We start from the raw sequence: 14,828 nt of genomic DNA, 5'->3' as shown, positions 1-14,828 counted from the left end.
GATTGACGCTGCCCCGGCGCCGGGGCAGCCCATCGCCGGGGGGAAGATTTCTGATCGTCCATACGGATCCGCACCTGCATCTGCTGTTCGATCTTCTCGCCTGGGGATCGGCGGCGGCGCTCGGGCGGCTGCTCTACGGCTGGCGGCTGAAGGCGATGGCGGCGCCGATCGCGGCGCGGATCGGGCCAGCCTATGCCTTCGCGCTCGCCTTCGGGGCGATCGCCGGCGCCTGGGCGGCCGGATCGTTCAACACCGGCCTGATGGCGGTGCCCCATCCGTCGCACAGCATCGCCGGCGCGCTTGCCGGAGCGATCCTGGCGGTCGAGCTCTACAAGTGGCGGCGCGGCATTCGCATCTCGACCGGCGGCATCTGGGTCGGGCCGATCGCGCTCGGCATCGCCGTCGGCCGGATCGGCTGCTTCTTCGCGGGCGTGGCCGACGAGACCTATGGCACGCCGACGACGCGACCCTGGGGTGTCGATCTCGGCGACGGCATCGCCCGCCATCCGGTGCAGCTTTACGAGAGCGCCGCGATGTTCGGCTTCCTTGCCATCTACCTCGTCGCACTCGGCCGCCGCGCCCGGTGGACGCGGACGCGCGCATTCTACCTGTTCGTCATGGTCTACGCGCTCCAGCGCTTCGCCTGGGAGTTCCTGAAGCCTTATCCGCGCATCGCCGGGCCGCTCGATCTGTTTCAGCTTCTCTGCATCGCGATGATCTTTTATGCTCTCGCCTTCGATGCACGCGCCCGCCGCCACGCCTGATCTCGTGCGCAAGAGCGTGCCATGGATTTTCTATGGCCAGACGACGAGCCTGTGCGAGACGTGCTGGGAACTCGTGCCGGCCAAGATCATCGGCGAGGAGGGCCGGGTCTTCCTCCAGAAGCGCTGCCCCGATCATGGCGTGACGAAGACGCTGATCGAGGAAGATGCCGATTACTGGCTCGACATCCGCCGCTGGCTGAAACCCGGCGACCGGCCCCTATTCAACGCCAGCCGGACGGAGCGGGGCTGTCCCTGGGATTGCGGCCTCTGCCCGGATCATGAGCAGCATAGCTGCCTCGCCATCGTCGAGATCAACGATGCCTGCAACCTCACCTGTCCCGTCTGCTTCGCCGACAGCGCGGTCGGGAAGGGCGGGCATCGCAGCCTCGCCGAGGTCGAGGCGATGCTCGACGCGGTGGTGCGGGCCGAGGGCGAGCCGGACCTCGTCCAGCTTTCGGGGGGCGAGCCGACCATCCACCCCCAATTCTGGGAGATCGTCGCGGCGGCGAGGGCGCGGCCGATCCGCCATATCATGGTCAATACCAATGGCGTGCGGATCGCGCAGGAAGACGGGTTCGCCGAGCGCCTGAAGAGCATCGGCCCGGGCTTCGAGGTCTATCTCCAGTTCGATTCGCTCAGCGACGATGCGCTGATGGAGCTGCGCGGCGCGCATCTCGGCCGCATCCGGCGGCACGCGCTGGAGCGGCTGGAGGCGGCCGGCGTCTCGACCACGCTGGTCTGCGCGGTGCGCCACGGCGTCAACGACGGCGAGGTCGCCGCGATCGTCGATCATGCGCTGCAATGGTCGTGCGTGCGCGGCGTCGTCTTCCAGCCGGTGCAGGACGCCGGGCGCAATCTCGGCTTCGATCCGGCGCAGCACCGCGCGACTCTCTCCGGCCTTCGGCGTGGCATCGCCGCCGGGGGCAGGTTCGACCTTGCCGATCTCGTGCCGCTGCCGTGCAACCCGGACCAGATCTGCATCGGCTATGGCCTGCGCGCGGGCACCGAGATCGTGCCCGTCACCCGGCTGATGCCGCGCGACACCTTGCTCGCGGCGGCGCCCAACACGATCAGCTTCGAGCGCGATCCGGCGCTGAAAGCCCGCATCTTCGACCTGCTCTCCTTGTCGACGGTCGAGGACAATGGGGAGGATCGGCTGGCCAGCCTGTTCTGCTGCCTCCCGGACATCGAGACGCCGGCGAGCCTCGGCTACAAGGACACGTTCAAGGTCGTCATCATCCAGTTCATGGATCGCTACAATTTCGATCTGGGCACGGTGAAGCGAAGCTGCATCCATTTCGCGACGCCGGACGGGCGGATGATCCCGTTCGATACCTTCAACAATTTCTACCGCCCCGGCGCGCCCGGTGCGGCGAAGCTGGCGGAAAAGGGAGGGGTGGGCGCATGAGCGGCGAGAGCAATGCGGGAGCGGTCATCATCGGATGCTTTCTGTTGGTCTGCGGCGCCGGGCTCGGCCTGCTCGGCGGCTGCTGCTCGCTGCTGCTGGTGTGGGACGCGGCTTCCAGGACGTCCGGGAATTTCGGCGAGACCTTGCCCTTCTTCATCATTTCGCTGGCGATGCTGCTCGGCGGCGGCGGGCTGGCCTGGCTCGGGGTGAAGATCATGACCGGCGGCGGGGCCGCCCCGCCGCCGCCGGAGGTATAGCCTCAGGCGATCCGTTCCGGCACCTCCGCCGCGGCCGCGACCAAAGTCTCGCGCGGGGCGACGGCTTCCCAGGGGAAGACGAACCAGCTCTTGTCGGTCGCCCGGTCGATCTCCGATCCGCGATATTCGACGGTGGCGCGCGAGCGGATGTTGTGGACGAGGACGGCGACGCGAAGCCCGTCCGTGTCGCCCGTCTTCGCCTCGATCGCGGCGCGCAGATAGGCGATCGTCCCGCCGCTGTCGTTGATGTCGTCGACGATCAGGATGCGCTGCCCGGCATTGATCCGCGCGGCGAGCCGATCGAGCAGCGCCTCGGCGAAATCGGGCTCGCCCGAGCTGTGATCGACCGACAGCATCGCAAAGCCGGTGCGGTGCGAGAGATAGGCGGCCGGGACGAGCCCGCCGCGGCCCACGCCGACGAGGAAATCGGGCTTCCACCTGTCTGCGAGGAGGGCGCGGGCGACCGTCTCCATCTCCTCCAGAAACCGTTCGTAGGAGATGGGGCAGAATTGGGGCTCGTCCGGCATCGTCGCTCCTCGGCTCACGCCCTGCATAACCGTTTTCGCGCGCCGGGCGATAGAGGCGGCGGTTGACTCGGCCGCTGCGGCGCGGCACCTGACGTTTACGTAAAGGAGAGGGAGTCGATGGCCGATCTGGAGGCTTTCCGCGCCGAAACCCGCGACTGGCTTGAGGCGAACTGCCCGGCCGAGATGCGCCAGCCGATGCGCGACGAGAGCGACGCCTGCTGGGGCGGGCGCAATCCGGTCTTCAAGAGCGACGCGCAGAAGGCGTGGATGGAGGCGATGGCGGCGCGCGGCTGGACCGTGCCGGATTGGCCGCGCGACTATGGCGGCGGCGGCCTCTCGCCGGAGGAGACCAAGATCCTGCGGCAGGAAATGGCGCGGATCGGGGCGCGCAACCCGCTCTACAGCTTCGGCATCTCGATGCTCGGCCCGGCGCTGCTGAAATATGGGACGGAGGCGCAGAAGCGGCACTATCTGCCGCAGATCGCGCGCGGCGAAATCCGCTGGTGCCAGGGCTATAGCGAGCCCAATGCCGGCTCCGACCTCGCCTCGCTCCAGACCAGGGCCGAGGACAAGGGCGATCACTGGCTGGTCAACGGCCAGAAGGTGTGGACCAGCTACGCCGACAAGGCGGACTGGATCTTCTGCCTGGTGCGGACCGATCCCAAGGCGCCGAAGCATCAGGGGATCAGCTTCCTCTTGTTCGACATGGCCTCGCCCGGCGTATCGACGAAGCCGATCCTGCTGATCTCCGGCTATTCGCCCTTCTGCGAGACCTTCTTCGACGACGTGCGCGTGCCCAAGGACCAGGTGGTCGGCGAGGTCAACAAGGGGTGGGACGTCGCCAAATATCTGCTCGGCCACGAGCGCGAGATGATCTCGGGCATGGGCCTCGGCTCGCAGCCCGGAAGCCTCGGCGAGTCGCTCGGCGAGGTTCTGGCGGACGATCCGCTGCTTCGCGCCGAGGTCGCCCGCTTCGATGTCGACGCGCTCGCCTTCCGCGCGATGAGCGAGCGGTTCATCGACGAACTGAAGGCCGGCCGCGCCCATCCCGCGCAGCCGTCGATGATGAAATATGCGGGGACCGAGCTCAACAAGGCCCGGCACGAATTGATGATGGCGGCGGGCGGATCGAACGCGCTCGAATGGGAGAGCGAGCGCAGCCGCGCCGGCAAGGCCGCCCGCGAATGGCTGCGAACCAAGGCCAACTCGATCGAGGGCGGAACCAGCGAGATCCAGCTCGGCATCATCGCCAAGCGGATCCTGGAATTGCCGGGCGGGTAGGGGCGAGACGCGGAGTCGGCCGGGACGAACAATCTCCTTTTCGGGAATATGAAATGCCACTCTATCTCACCGACGATCAGGTCATGCTGCGCGATACGGCGCGTGGGTTCATGGCCGATGAGGGCGCGATCGCGACGCAGTTGCGGCACTGGCGCGCGATCAACTGCAAGGACGGGTTCGGGCACGGCCTGTGGCGCAAGTTCGCCGAAATGGGCTTCACCGGCATCCTGATCGACGAGGCCGATGGCGGGCTCGGGCTCGGCCATGTCGAGGCCGGGATCGTGCTCGAGGAGATCGGGCGCAACCTGACGCCGTCGCCCTTCCTGATGACCGCCGTCGCCTTCGTCGAGGCGGTGAAGGGGACGGCCCATGCCGCGCGCTGGTTTCCGGGCATCCTTGCCGGCGAGACGGTGGCGGCGCTTGCGGTGGACGAGGGCGCAAAGCATCGCCCGGACGATATCGCGATGCGCGCCGATCGATCGGGCAACGGCTTCGTCCTGTCGGGCGCCAAGCAGTTCGTGGTCCAGGGCGCCTCCGCCGACGTGATCCTGGTCGCGGCGCAGGCGGAGGAAGGGCTCACCCTGTTCGCAGTCGAAAGGGAGGCGAAGGGGCTAGAGATCGAGGGCGTGCGGATGGTCGATTCGTCGATCGGCGCGCGGCTCGCCTTCGATCGCGTCGAGGTCGATGCCGATGCGGTGGTCGGCGAGGTCGGCGGCGGCGCGATCATGCTGGATCGCGCGCTTGCCGCCGGGCGGACCGGCGCGGCGGCGGAGCTGGTCGGGCTCGGCTCGGCGGCGATGGAGATGACGGTCGACTATCTGAAGCAGCGCCGCCAGTTCGGCCGGGCGATCGGCGAGTTCCAGGCGCTCCAGTTCCGCGCCGCCCATCTCTATTCGGAGCTGGAGATCGCGCGCTCGGCGGTGCTGAAGGCGCAGCAATTGCTCGACGAAGGCGCCGAGGCGGCCCCCGCCATGATCGCCGCCGCGAAGGCCAAGGCGGGCCGCGCCTCCGCCCTTGCGGTTCGGGAGGGCATCCAGATGCACGGCGGCATCGGCATGACCGACGAACATGACATCGGCCTCTACATGAAGCGCGACCGGCTGCTGAACGAGCTGTTCGGCGATCCGAACTTCCACGCCGATCAACTCGCAAGGATGCGCGGCTATTAGGCGGGGCGGCGCGGCTCTCCGCCTCGCCTGATCAGCAGGTTCATCTGCGCCGCGGCGATCGGGCGCGCGCGGTCCTTCTGCCAGGCGTGCGCCTCGACATTGGCGACCCGCGCGCCGAGGCGGGTGACGGTCGCGCTCGCGAAGGTCTCGTGCGGGACGCCGCCGCGCATGAAGCTGGTGGTGACGTTGATCGGCTTGATCGTGATCCCGCTCTCCTCGCCGAGCGCGTCGCGCAGCGTGCCGAAGGCGGCGATTTCGAGCAGGCCGGCAATCGCGCCGCCGTGGAGATAGCCTGGGCGGCCGACCACGGCGTCGCCGAACGGCATGGCGAAGACCAGTGCGCCGTCCGCGCCGCGCGTGACGGTGAGGCCGAGAAATTGCGCATAGGGCGGTAACTTTTCCATCCGCTGCTTCGTAGAAGTGGATGACGCAAGCGTCTATCTTGCGTGGATGAAAGCGTCCGATCCGCGGCCGCGGCCGCGATCGGGCGGAAAGGGATCGCCCGATGACGATGATCAGCAAACGTGCGTTTCTCGGCGGCGTCGGCCTTGCGGGGCTCGGCGCTTTCCTGGGCCTGGGCGGCGGCGGGACGGAAAGCCCGGCCGCGGCCTATCCGGTGAGCTTCACGCCGCAGCAATGGCGCGCACGGCTCGGCGCCGCACGCTACCATATCCTTCGCGAGCAGGGGACCGAGCCGCCCTTTTCCAGCCCGCTGCTGAACGAGCATCGCGCCGGCATCTTCTCCTGCGCCGGCTGCGGCGCGCCCGTCTTCCGCTCGGCGGACAAGTTCGACAGCGGCACCGGCTGGCCCAGCTTCACCCGCGCGCTCGCGGACAATGTCGCGCTCAGCCGCGACACCTCCCTCTTCATGGTCCGCACGGAGGTCCATTGCCGGCGCTGCGGCGGCCATCTCGGCCATGTCTTCGACGACGGGCCGGCCCCCACCCACAAGAGATGGTGCATCGACGGCCTCGCGCTCCGCTTCACGCCGCAAAGGGGTTGAACGATGCGTAATGGATTTCTGCTGCTGCCGCTCGCCGCGCTCGCCCTCGTCGGCGCGGCGCCGCGCACTGCGGTCGCCTATTTCGCCGGTGGCTGCTTCTGGTCGAACGAGACCGACATGGATCGCGTGCCGGGCGTGATCTCGACGACGTCCGGCTATGCCGGCGGCCATGTCCGCAACCCGACCTACGAGCAGGTGTCGGCGGGCAATACCGGCCATCTGGAAACGGTGCGCGTGGTCTATGATCCGGCGCGGATCAGCTATGCCCGGCTCGTCGACCGCTTCTTCCACACGATGGACCCGACCGATGCGGGCGGCCAGTTCTGCGACCGTGGACCCGAATATCATACCGCCGTGTTCGTCCGCACTCCCGAGGAGCGGCGGATCGCGCTCGCGGTCCGCGCGCGCGCCGGGCAGGTGCTTCACGCACCGATTGCCACCGAGGTACGGCCGATCAACGGCTTCTACCCGGCGGAGGCGTATCACCAGGATTATGCGCGCAGGAACCCGGTGCGCTACCACCTCTACCGCACCGGCTGCGGCCGCGACGCCCGGGTCGCCCAGCTTTGGGGTCGCCACGCCTGACAGGTCCCCTTGGGACGCGTCTGCTGCGCGCGGCCAGCCTAGGTGAATAAGGCCCGATAGGTCTCGCGCAGCGCGGCCTTCTGGACCTTGCCCATCGCGTTGCGCGGCAGCGTCTCGGCGAAGATGATCCGGCGCGGCTGCTTGAAGCGGGCAAGGCTCGCAATGCCGGCGAGCACCGCCGCCTCGTCGAGCGTCGGATCGCCGCGCACCACCACCGCGACGACGGCTTCGCCAAGATCCGCATGGGGCACGCCGATCACCGCGCTCTCGCCGACGCCCGGCACCGCGTCGATCGCGAGCTCGATCTCCTTGGGATAGATGTTGAGCCCGCCGGCGATGATGAGGTCCTTGGCGCGCCCGACGATGGCGACGCGGCCGTCTTCGGCCATGGTCGCGATGTCGCCGGTGATGAAATGGCCGTCGCCGCGCATCTCCTCGGCGGTCTTGTCCGGGTTGCGCCAATAGCCTTTGAACAGGTTCGGCCCCTTGATTTCGAGCACGCCCGGCTCGCCCCGCGGCAGCTCGCGCCCCGTCTCGTCGCAGACCCGCGCCGAAACGCCGGGCAGGGGGAAGCCCACCGTCCCCGGGACGCGATCGCCGTCATAGGGGTTGGAACAGATCATCCCCGCCTCCGTCATCCCATAGCGTTCGAGGATGCGGTGGCCGGTCTTCGCCTCGAAATCGACGAAGGTCGATTCAAGGAGCGGCGCCGATCCGGAGACGAACAGCCGCATGGTCGCCGCCGCCTCGCGGGTGAGGCGCGGGTGGGCGGCAAGGCGGACGTAGAAGGTCGGCACGCCCATCAGGATGGTGGCGCTCGGCAGGTCGTCGATCACCGCGTCGGCGTCGAAGACCTTGTGCCAGATCATGGTCGAACCGTTGAGCAGCGCACCGTGCAGCGCAACGAACAGGCCGTGGACATGATAGATGGGCAAAGCGTGGATCAGCACGTCGCCCGCCTGCCAGCGCCAATAGTCCTTGAGCACCAGGGCATTGGACGAGAGATTGTCGTGCGAGAGCATCGCGCCCTTGGAGCGGCCGGTCGTCCCCGACGTGTAGAGTATCGCGGCAAGATCGTCCGGGCCGCGCGCGACCGTCGCGAATGCGCCCGGCGCGGCTTCGGCGGCGAGCTCCGCGAGGCTCGCATGGCCCGGCGCGACGACCAGAGCCGGTTCGGCGTCGCCGATGAAATAGCCGAGCTCCGCGGCCGTATAGGCCGTGTTGAGTGGCACGTAGATCAGGCCGGCGCGCAGGCTCGCCAGATAGAGCAGCGCATTATCGATCGATTTTTCCGTCTGGACGACGATCCGGTCGCCGGGCCTCGCCCCCCGTTCCGTCAGCGCCCGCGCCCAGCCGCCGACGGCGGCGTCGAGCTGGTCGTAGCGCAGCCGGACTTCGCCGCTTTCGACGAAGGCCGGCCGATCGCCCGCCATTGCCGCGGCCGCTTCGATCAAGGCCCACAGATTCGCGTTGTCCATGGCGGCCCTATAGGGCGCGGCCCGGATCGCGGCCACCCGTCGGCGCGGCGGCGCGCGATGCGCCGCCGGCTCGGCGGATCAGCTCAGACCGCCTGCTTCAGCGCATCGACCAGATCGGTGCGCTCCCAGCTGAACAGGTCGCCCTCGGGCTTGCGGCCGAAATGGCCATAGGCCGCGGTCGGCTGGTAGATGGGCTTGTTGAGGCCGAGATGGGTGCGGATGCCCTTCGGCGTCAGCCGGACCAGAGTGGGCAGCACCTCCTCCAGCTTCGCGGCGGTGACGCCGTTCGCCTCGGTCCCGTGCAGGTCGACATAGAGCGACAGCGGCTCGGCAACGCCGATCGCGTAGCTCAGCTGGATCGTGCAGCGCCGGGCGAAGCCGGCGGCGACGATGTTCTTGGCGAGATAGCGGCTGACATAGGCGGCCGATCGATCGACCTTGGTCGGATCCTTGCCGCTGAACGCGCCGCCGCCATGCGGGGCCGCGCCGCCATAGGTGTCGACGATGATCTTGCGGCCGGTGAGGCCCGCATCGCCGTCGGGGCCGCCGATCTCGAAGCTGCCGGTCGGGTTGATGTGATAGATGGTCGCGTCGGACAGAAGCTCGGCGGGCAGGACCTCGGCGACGACCTTCTTCACATAGGCGTGAAGCTCCGCCTCCTTGTCTCCCTCGTCATAGCCCTTGGCGTGCTGCGTCGAGACGACGACGGTGGTGGCGGCGACCGGCTTGCCGTTCTCGAACTTCAGCGTCACCTGGCTCTTGGCGTCCGGCTCCAGGAAGGGCGCGGCGCCCGAGTGGCGATCGGCCGCCATCTTCTCGAGGATCTTGTGGCTGTAATAGAGCGTCGCCGGCATGAGGTCGGGCGTCTCGTCGCAGGCGAAGCCGAACATGATGCCCTGATCGCCAGCGCCTTCGTCCTTGTTGCCGCTTTCATCCACGCCCTGGGCGATATGGGCCGATTGGCCGTGCAGGTGATTGGCGAAATCGAACGTGTTCCAGTGGAAGCCGGACTGCTCGTAGCCGATCTTCTTCACGGTCGCGCGGACGGTCGCCTCGATCTCCTCGCGCGCGCCGGGCGCCCAGCCGCCGCTCTCGGGCCAGCGGTCCTCGTCATAGATCGGCTTGCAGCGGATCTCGCCGGCAAGGACAACGCGATTGGTGGTGGTCAGCGTCTCGCAGGCGATCCGGGCCTCGGGGTCCTTCGACAGGAGCAGATCGACGATCGAATCCGAAATCTGGTCGGCGACCTTGTCGGGATGGCCTTCGGAGACCGATTCGGACGTGAAGAAATAGGAGCTGCGCATCGGGCGGGTTCGTTCCTGGTTTCCAAGGATTTGGGGATATAAAGATATGTTTATGTGCGGTGCCGCTCCCTAGCGCGCCTTGCGCCGGACCGCAATCGCCCCCAGCGCGAGGCAAAAGGCGAAGGCAAGCGGGAGGATGTTGCCGAGCCGCGCGAACAAGGTCGCGGCATGCGCCGCGGGCAGCCGCGCATCGATCACTCCGGCAGCGCCGAGCGGCAGGCTCTTCACGATCCGCCCATCCGCGTCGATGACGGCCGAGATGCCGGTCGGCGTCGCGCGGACGATCGGCAGGCCTTCCTCGAGCGCCCTGAGGCGCGCCTGGGCGAGATGCTGCGGCGGTCCCCAGCCGCCGAACCAGGCGTCGTTCGAGGGATTGAAGATCCAGTCCGGCCGGTTCGCGCGATCGACGACATTGCCGGAAAAGATGATCTCGTAGCACAGCTGGAAGCCGACCCTCCCCGCAAGCGGCAGCGTCGCCGTGCGAGGGCCCGGTCCCGGCGTGAAATCGAGATCGCCGGGCGCGAGCCGCGACAGGCCGATCGCCGAAAGGATCGGCCGCATCGGGAGATATTCGCCATAGGGGACGAGGTGCGCCTTGTCGTACCGGGCGAGGATCCGCATGTCCGGCGTCAGGGCGAAGATCGAGTTGGTCGCGCCGGTGGCCCGCAGCCGGTCCGACGACTCGAAGGTGATGCCGCCGGTGAGGAGCAGGTCGCGCGACGTCATCATCCGCCCGACGACCGCCCGGGTCATCGCGAGCTGGCCCTGCGCGGCCGGGCTCAGCAGCCGCTCGTCCTGCAACGGTTCGGTCACGGCCGCTTCCGGCCAGATCAGCAGGCGCGGGGCGTCGCCGCCCGGCGCGGCGCGGGACAGGGCCCCCAGCCGCGCGAGCCCCCGCGCCTCGAACCCCGGGCTCCATTTGTCCTGCTGGCCGATATTCGGCTGGACGATCCGAAGCTGCGGCCCTTCGCGCGCCGGCGTCGGCGAACGGCACGCCCAGCCGAGCGTCCCGGCGCCGATCAGGACAAGGACGAGGATCGCCGCGTGACGCCGGCCCTCCGCCCGCAGCGCCAGCGCCAACGCGCCGGCGAGCAGGGCGGCGATGCCCGACAGGCCGTAGGTCCCGATCCACGGCGCCAGCCAGGACAGGCCGGTCGGCACCAGCACGACGCCGAGCGGGTTCCACGCGAATCCGGTGAACATCGTCGCGCGCAGCCATTCGGTCGCGATCCAGGCGGCGGCGAAGGCGAGGACGAACGAAAGCGGCCGCTTCCGGCCGGTCCGCCACGCCAGGCCGGCCGCCAGCGCCGGATAGATGGCGAGGTAGAGCGAGAGCAGGACCACGGCGACCCAGCCGAGCCAGGCCGGCATCGCCGCCTGATAGGTGAAGGCGGTCGCGATCCAGTTGAGGCCGAGCGTGAAATGGCCCATGCCGAACCCCCAGCCGCGCGCCAGGGCGGCCCGCTGGCTCGGCGCGCGCCGCACCAGCTCGATCAGCGCCGCGACGGCAAGGACGCTCAGCGGCCACCAGCCCACCGGCTGGAAGCCGAGCGCGCTCACCAGGCCGGCGAGGAAGGCGAATCCGAGGAATTTCATCCGCCGCCGATATGCGAAGCCTCGCCGGCGGGCGTCAATGCCGCCGTTGACCCGTCCGCCCGCGCCCGGCTAGGGCCGCCGCACTTTTCCCTCAAGGAGCGCCTTCATGCCCGAGACCCGCCTCGACGTGCTTTGCATCGGCAATGCGATCGTCGACATCATCGCCGATTGCGACGACGCCTTCCTGGCGCGCGAGGGGCTGACCAAGGGGATGATGCGCCTGATCGATGCCGAGGAGGCGACGCGGCTCTACGATCATATGGGGCCGGCGCGCGAGGTTTCCGGTGGTTCGGCGGGGAATACGGCGGCGGGTGTCGCGGCGCTGGGGGCGCGCGCGGGCTTCATCGGGCAGGTGGCGCCGGATCAGCTGGGGGAGTTCTACCGCCACGATCTCACCGCGACGGGCGTCGAGTTCGTCACCCCGGCCGCCGATCTCGGCCAGCCGACCGCCCGATCGATGGTGCTGGTGACGCCCGACGCGCACCGCACGATGAACACTTTCCTCGGCGCCGCCCAGCTGCTTCCGCCCGAAGCGCTCGATGCCGCGCAGATCGAAAGCGCGGCGACGCTCTATCTCGAAGGCTATCTGTGGGATCCGGAGGTGCCGCGCGCGGCGATGTCCCGCGCGATCGACATCGCCCGCGCCGCCGGCCGCAAGGTCGCCTTCACGCTGTCCGACACCTTCTGCATCGATCGCCACCGTGACGGCTTCAACGCGCTGATCGACGCCGGCAGGATCGACACGCTCTTCGCCAACGAGGCGGAGATCAGGATGCTCGCCGGGCGCGACGATTGCGACGCGGCGATCGCGGCGGTGCAGGACAAGGTCGAAACCCTGGTCGTCACCCGTTCGGAGCAGGGCGCGATCGCCGTGCAGCGCGGCGAGCGCGCAACGGTCGCGGCCGAGCCGGTGGAGAGAGTGGTCGACACGACCGGCGCGGGCGACCTGTTCGCCGCCGGCTTCCTCGCCGGTCAGGCGCAGGGCCGCAGCCTCGAGGAGAGCCTGCGCGTCGGCGCGATCGCGGCCGCGGAGGTGATCTCCCATTACGGCGCCCGCCCGGAGGCGGACCTCAAGGCGCTGGTCGCGGCCCGGCTTGGGTAGGGCAGCCGCTCAGCCCGTATTGGGCGGCGGATAGGTCTGCGGATCCGGCTTGTCGACGTCGGGCACCGGCGGGCTCACCTCCGGCGGCGGCGCGGCGGGTTCGGCCGGCCGGCTCGGTTGGGCCGGGGGATCGGGTGCGATCGGCGGTTCGCTGGCCATGAGAGCGTCTCCTCGGGATGGAAACGCCCGTTTCAACTCTGCGGTTGCGCGGGGGGTGGGGGCCGGCGACACTCGCCGCCGGCCCGCCCTGTTATTCGGTGCCCGGGATCGGCGGCTCGATGTCGGCGATCTCGGTCTCCGGCACGTCGACGATGCCGCGGCCGACATGGCTGCGGCTGCGGCTGTAACCGAAATAGATCAGCAGCCCGACGATCCCCCAGACCGGAAGGACGAGGATCGCGATCAACGGCAGCGAGACGTAGAGGTACAGGCAGCCGGCGATCGCCAGCGGCGCGATGATCATCACCGCCGGGGTGCGGAAGGGCCGCGCCCGGCCCGGGTCCGCCCGCCGCAGCACGAGGACCGCAAGAGCGACCATGGCGAAGGCGAAGAGCGTGCCGGAGTTCGAGTAATCGGCGAGCCGCCCGACCGGAAGGAACGCCGCGGCGAGGGTCACGACGATCCCGGTGAAGGCCGTCACGATGTGCGGCGTCTTGAACTTCGGATGCACGGAGGCAAGCTTTTCCGGGAGCAGGCCGTCGCGCGCCATGACGAAGAAGATGCGGGTCTGGCCGAACATCATCATCAGCACGACGGACGGCAGCGCCAGGAAGGCGGCGAGGCCGATCAGGTTGCCGAGCTTGGTCCACCCGATCGAGCGGAGCACATGGGCCAGCGCCTCGCGCGAGCAGGCGAGCGGCTCATGGCCCATGCCGGCCAGCTCCTGGCAGCGCGCCGTGAGCTCCGACGTGCCGGGTTGGAGGAACGCGCCGGCGGCGTCGCGCACCGGCTGGGCAAAGCTCGAATCGCCGGTCGCACCGATCGCGCCGGCGGCGACGATGAGGTAGAAGATGGTGCAGAACAGCAGCGACCCGATCAGGCCGATCGGCACGTTGCGCTGCGGATTGCGGGTTTCCTCCGCGGCGGTCGACACCGCGTCGAAGCCGACATAGGCGAAGAAGATCGACGCCGCCGCGCCGGCGACGCCGGTGATGCCCGTCGGCATGAACGGCTCGAAATGCTCGCTGTTCATGACCGGGATCGCGACCGCGACGAAGACGGTCAGCGCCGTGACCTTGATGAGGACGAGGATCGCGTTGAATCGCGCGCTTTCCGTGGTGCCGATAATCAAGAGCCCGGTGACGAGCAGGGAGATCACCACCGCTGGAAGGTTGATGACGCCGCCGGCGCTCGGCCCCGCGGCGAGCGCCGCCGGGATGTGGATGCCGAGCGAATTGTCGAGCAGGCCGACGAAATAGCCCGACCAGCCGACGGCGACCGCGCTTGCGCCGACCGCATATTCGAGGATCAGCGCCCAGCCGACCATCCAGGCGAGCAGCTCGCCCATCACGGCATAGGTATAGGTGTAGGCGCTTCCCGCCACCGGCACCATCGAGGCCAGTTCGGAGTAGCACAGCGCCGCGACCGCGCAGACCAGGCCGGCGATCACGAAGGACAGCATCATGCCCGGCCCGGCCTTTTGCGCGGCTTCGGACGTCAGGACGAAGATGCCGGTGCCGATGACCGCGCCGATGCCGAGCAGGGTCAGCTGAAACGCGCCGAGGGAGCGGTGAAGGCCCTTTTTCTCGGCGGTCGCCAGAATGGCGTCCAGTGGTTTGACGCGGTCCAGAAGCATTGGTCTTCCCCCAAAAATCAGGTCGCGGCCGTTTGCGGCCTTCTCATGGGCGCCGGAACGTAAGCCCTAAATCGCGGGCCGCAAGCGCTATTCGGTGGAGCGAAAGACGCTCATCGGGACGCCAGCATCGGCCCCAGCGGCCTCCCGCCGAAGATGTGGACGTGGAGATGCGCCACTTCCTGCCCGGCCGCGGGGCCGACATTGGCGAGCAGGCGATAGCCATCGCCCACCAGCCCCTGATCGCGCGCCACCTTGCCGACGGCGCGCACGAACCCGGCGATCTCCGCCGGCTCCGCCCGGGCCGAAAAATCGTCCCACGAGACATAGGCGCCCCTGGGAATGACGAGGATATGGACGGGGGCCTGCGGGGCGATGTCGTGGAAGGCGAGGGCATATTCGTCCTCATAGACCTTCCGGCACGGAATCTCTCCCTTGAGGATGCGGGCGAAGATGTTGGTGTCGTCATAGGGCAACGTGGCGTCGATCGGCATGGCGGCTCCTCCTCGATCGCGCGATAGGCCGGCCAGCCGGCACGACGCAACGCGCTTGACCCCTCCCC

The 14,828-nt window shown here is 68.8% G+C and carries 16 protein-coding genes; 8 read left to right on the top strand and 8 right to left on the bottom strand.

What is annotated here, in order from left to right; translation table 11 throughout:
- Positions 1-2: 2 nt before the first annotated feature.
- The 3 genes from FRZ32_RS03145 to FRZ32_RS03135 are packed head-to-tail and all read left to right on the top strand — an operon-like array spanning position 3 to position 2,429.
- Positions 3-764, top strand: a complete 762-nt coding sequence (locus FRZ32_RS03145) for a prolipoprotein diacylglyceryl transferase (RefSeq protein ID WP_205008238.1) — start codon at positions 3-5, stop codon at positions 762-764.
- A 16-nt stretch (positions 765-780) separates the two neighbouring features.
- A complete protein-coding gene (locus FRZ32_RS03140) occupies positions 781-2,172 on the top strand; it encodes a radical SAM protein (RefSeq protein WP_243445178.1) in 1,392 nt (463 codons plus the stop codon).
- Complete coding sequence (locus FRZ32_RS03135; protein ID WP_147042132.1) at positions 2,169-2,429, top strand: hypothetical protein; 261 nt, start codon at positions 2,169-2,171, stop codon at positions 2,427-2,429. Before FRZ32_RS03140 ends, FRZ32_RS03135 begins: the two co-directional genes overlap by 4 nt.
- A 2-nt stretch (positions 2,430-2,431) precedes the next feature.
- Here FRZ32_RS03135 and FRZ32_RS03130 read toward each other — a convergent pair whose 3' ends face one another.
- Positions 2,432-2,956, bottom strand: coding sequence for a phosphoribosyltransferase (locus FRZ32_RS03130; protein ID WP_147042131.1), 525 nt, complete (start codon positions 2,954-2,956; stop codon positions 2,432-2,434).
- Positions 2,957-3,073: 117 nt separating this feature from the next.
- Between FRZ32_RS03130 and FRZ32_RS03125 the strand changes: the two genes are divergently transcribed.
- Together FRZ32_RS03125 and FRZ32_RS03120 are read left to right on the top strand one after the other, a co-directional pair.
- Positions 3,074-4,237: an acyl-CoA dehydrogenase family protein gene (locus tag FRZ32_RS03125; RefSeq protein ID WP_147042130.1), complete on the top strand. Its 1,164-nt coding sequence runs from the start codon at positions 3,074-3,076 to the stop codon at positions 4,235-4,237.
- 53 nt (positions 4,238-4,290) lie between these two features.
- Positions 4,291-5,406 carry an acyl-CoA dehydrogenase family protein gene (locus FRZ32_RS03120; protein ID WP_147042129.1) on the top strand — a complete coding sequence of 372 codons (1,116 nt, stop codon included), beginning with the start codon at positions 4,291-4,293 and terminating at the stop codon, positions 5,404-5,406.
- Here the strand turns inward: FRZ32_RS03120 and FRZ32_RS03115 are convergent.
- A complete protein-coding gene (locus tag FRZ32_RS03115; RefSeq protein ID WP_147042128.1) occupies positions 5,403-5,810 on the bottom strand; it encodes a PaaI family thioesterase in 408 nt (135 codons plus the stop codon). The two genes, FRZ32_RS03120 and FRZ32_RS03115, sit on opposite strands and share 4 nt — an antisense overlap.
- A gap of 101 nt (positions 5,811-5,911) precedes the next feature.
- On the opposite strand from FRZ32_RS03115, the gene msrB reads away from it, so the two are divergent.
- Positions 5,912-6,409 (top strand): peptide-methionine (R)-S-oxide reductase MsrB, encoded by a 498-nt coding sequence (gene msrB / locus FRZ32_RS03110; RefSeq protein ID WP_424141279.1) that lies wholly within the window; start codon positions 5,912-5,914, stop codon positions 6,407-6,409.
- A 3-nt stretch (positions 6,410-6,412) separates the two neighbouring features.
- Positions 6,413-6,994, top strand: coding sequence for a peptide-methionine (S)-S-oxide reductase MsrA (gene msrA / locus FRZ32_RS03105; RefSeq protein WP_147042127.1), 582 nt, complete (start codon positions 6,413-6,415; stop codon positions 6,992-6,994).
- 38 nt (positions 6,995-7,032) lie between these two features.
- Here the strand turns inward: msrA and FRZ32_RS03100 are convergent, their stop codons facing one another.
- From FRZ32_RS03100 to lnt, 3 genes are all read right to left on the bottom strand, one after another.
- A complete protein-coding gene (locus FRZ32_RS03100; protein ID WP_147042126.1) occupies positions 7,033-8,472 on the bottom strand; it encodes an AMP-binding protein in 1,440 nt (479 codons plus the stop codon).
- A gap of 83 nt (positions 8,473-8,555) precedes the next feature.
- The gene (metK, locus tag FRZ32_RS03095) at positions 8,556-9,776 is read right to left on the bottom strand and encodes a methionine adenosyltransferase (RefSeq protein WP_147042125.1); all 1,221 of its coding nucleotides are present in this window, start codon (positions 9,774-9,776) and stop codon (positions 8,556-8,558) included.
- 69 nt (positions 9,777-9,845) lie between these two features.
- Positions 9,846-11,372 (bottom strand): apolipoprotein N-acyltransferase, encoded by a 1,527-nt coding sequence (gene lnt / locus FRZ32_RS03090; protein ID WP_147042124.1) that lies wholly within the window; start codon positions 11,370-11,372, stop codon positions 9,846-9,848.
- Between the two features lie 106 nt (positions 11,373-11,478).
- Between lnt and FRZ32_RS03085 the strand changes: the two genes are divergently transcribed.
- Positions 11,479-12,474 carry an adenosine kinase gene (locus tag FRZ32_RS03085; protein WP_147042123.1) on the top strand — a complete coding sequence of 332 codons (996 nt, stop codon included), beginning with the start codon at positions 11,479-11,481 and terminating at the stop codon, positions 12,472-12,474.
- 9 nt (positions 12,475-12,483) lie between these two features.
- Here FRZ32_RS03085 and FRZ32_RS15410 read toward each other — a convergent pair whose 3' ends face one another.
- The 3 genes from FRZ32_RS15410 to FRZ32_RS03075 form a co-directional block, all read right to left on the bottom strand.
- The gene (locus FRZ32_RS15410) at positions 12,484-12,633 is read right to left on the bottom strand and encodes a hypothetical protein (RefSeq protein WP_192901869.1); all 150 of its coding nucleotides are present in this window, start codon (positions 12,631-12,633) and stop codon (positions 12,484-12,486) included.
- Between the two features lie 91 nt (positions 12,634-12,724).
- On the bottom strand, positions 12,725-14,269 hold the full coding sequence (locus tag FRZ32_RS03080) for an amino acid permease (RefSeq protein WP_147042122.1): 1,545 nt from the start codon (positions 14,267-14,269) through the stop codon (positions 12,725-12,727).
- Positions 14,270-14,379: 110 nt separating this feature from the next.
- Positions 14,380-14,760 carry a histidine triad nucleotide-binding protein gene (locus FRZ32_RS03075; RefSeq protein ID WP_147042121.1) on the bottom strand — a complete coding sequence of 127 codons (381 nt, stop codon included), beginning with the start codon at positions 14,758-14,760 and terminating at the stop codon, positions 14,380-14,382.
- Positions 14,761-14,828 lie beyond the last annotated feature (68 nt).

This window comes from Sphingosinicella ginsenosidimutans (assembly GCF_007995055.1).
GTDB lineage: Bacteria > Pseudomonadota > Alphaproteobacteria > Sphingomonadales > Sphingomonadaceae > Allosphingosinicella > Allosphingosinicella ginsenosidimutans.
The sequence above is the reverse complement of the archived record's forward strand: the minus strand, read 5'-3'. Positions and strand labels throughout refer to the sequence as shown.

Bases quoted from the DNA above. Each gene is read 5' to 3' on its own strand.
- lnt (WP_147042124.1), bottom strand. From the start codon at position 11,372: ATGAAATTCCTCGGATTCGCCTTCCTCGCCGGCCTGGTGAGCGCGCTC.
- FRZ32_RS03125 (WP_147042130.1), top strand. From the start codon at position 3,074: ATGGCCGATCTGGAGGCTTTCCGCGCCGAAACCCGCGACTGGCTTGAG.
- msrB (WP_424141279.1), top strand. From the start codon at position 5,912: ATGACGATGATCAGCAAACGTGCGTTTCTCGGCGGCGTCGGCCTTGCG.
- FRZ32_RS03135 (WP_147042132.1), top strand. From the start codon at position 2,169: ATGAGCGGCGAGAGCAATGCGGGAGCGGTCATCATCGGATGCTTTCTG.
- FRZ32_RS03085 (WP_147042123.1), top strand. From the start codon at position 11,479: ATGCCCGAGACCCGCCTCGACGTGCTTTGCATCGGCAATGCGATCGTC.
- FRZ32_RS03115 (WP_147042128.1), bottom strand. From the start codon at position 5,810: ATGGAAAAGTTACCGCCCTATGCGCAATTTCTCGGCCTCACCGTCACG.
- FRZ32_RS03075 (WP_147042121.1), bottom strand. From the start codon at position 14,760: ATGCCGATCGACGCCACGTTGCCCTATGACGACACCAACATCTTCGCC.
- FRZ32_RS03120 (WP_147042129.1), top strand. From the start codon at position 4,291: ATGCCACTCTATCTCACCGACGATCAGGTCATGCTGCGCGATACGGCG.
- FRZ32_RS03100 (WP_147042126.1), bottom strand. From the start codon at position 8,472: ATGGACAACGCGAATCTGTGGGCCTTGATCGAAGCGGCCGCGGCAATG.
- FRZ32_RS03080 (WP_147042122.1), bottom strand. From the start codon at position 14,269: ATGCTTCTGGACCGCGTCAAACCACTGGACGCCATTCTGGCGACCGCC.
- FRZ32_RS15410 (WP_192901869.1), bottom strand. From the start codon at position 12,633: ATGGCCAGCGAACCGCCGATCGCACCCGATCCCCCGGCCCAACCGAGC.
- metK (WP_147042125.1), bottom strand. From the start codon at position 9,776: ATGCGCAGCTCCTATTTCTTCACGTCCGAATCGGTCTCCGAAGGCCAT.
- msrA (WP_147042127.1), top strand. From the start codon at position 6,413: ATGCGTAATGGATTTCTGCTGCTGCCGCTCGCCGCGCTCGCCCTCGTC.
- FRZ32_RS03130 (WP_147042131.1), bottom strand. From the start codon at position 2,956: ATGCCGGACGAGCCCCAATTCTGCCCCATCTCCTACGAACGGTTTCTG.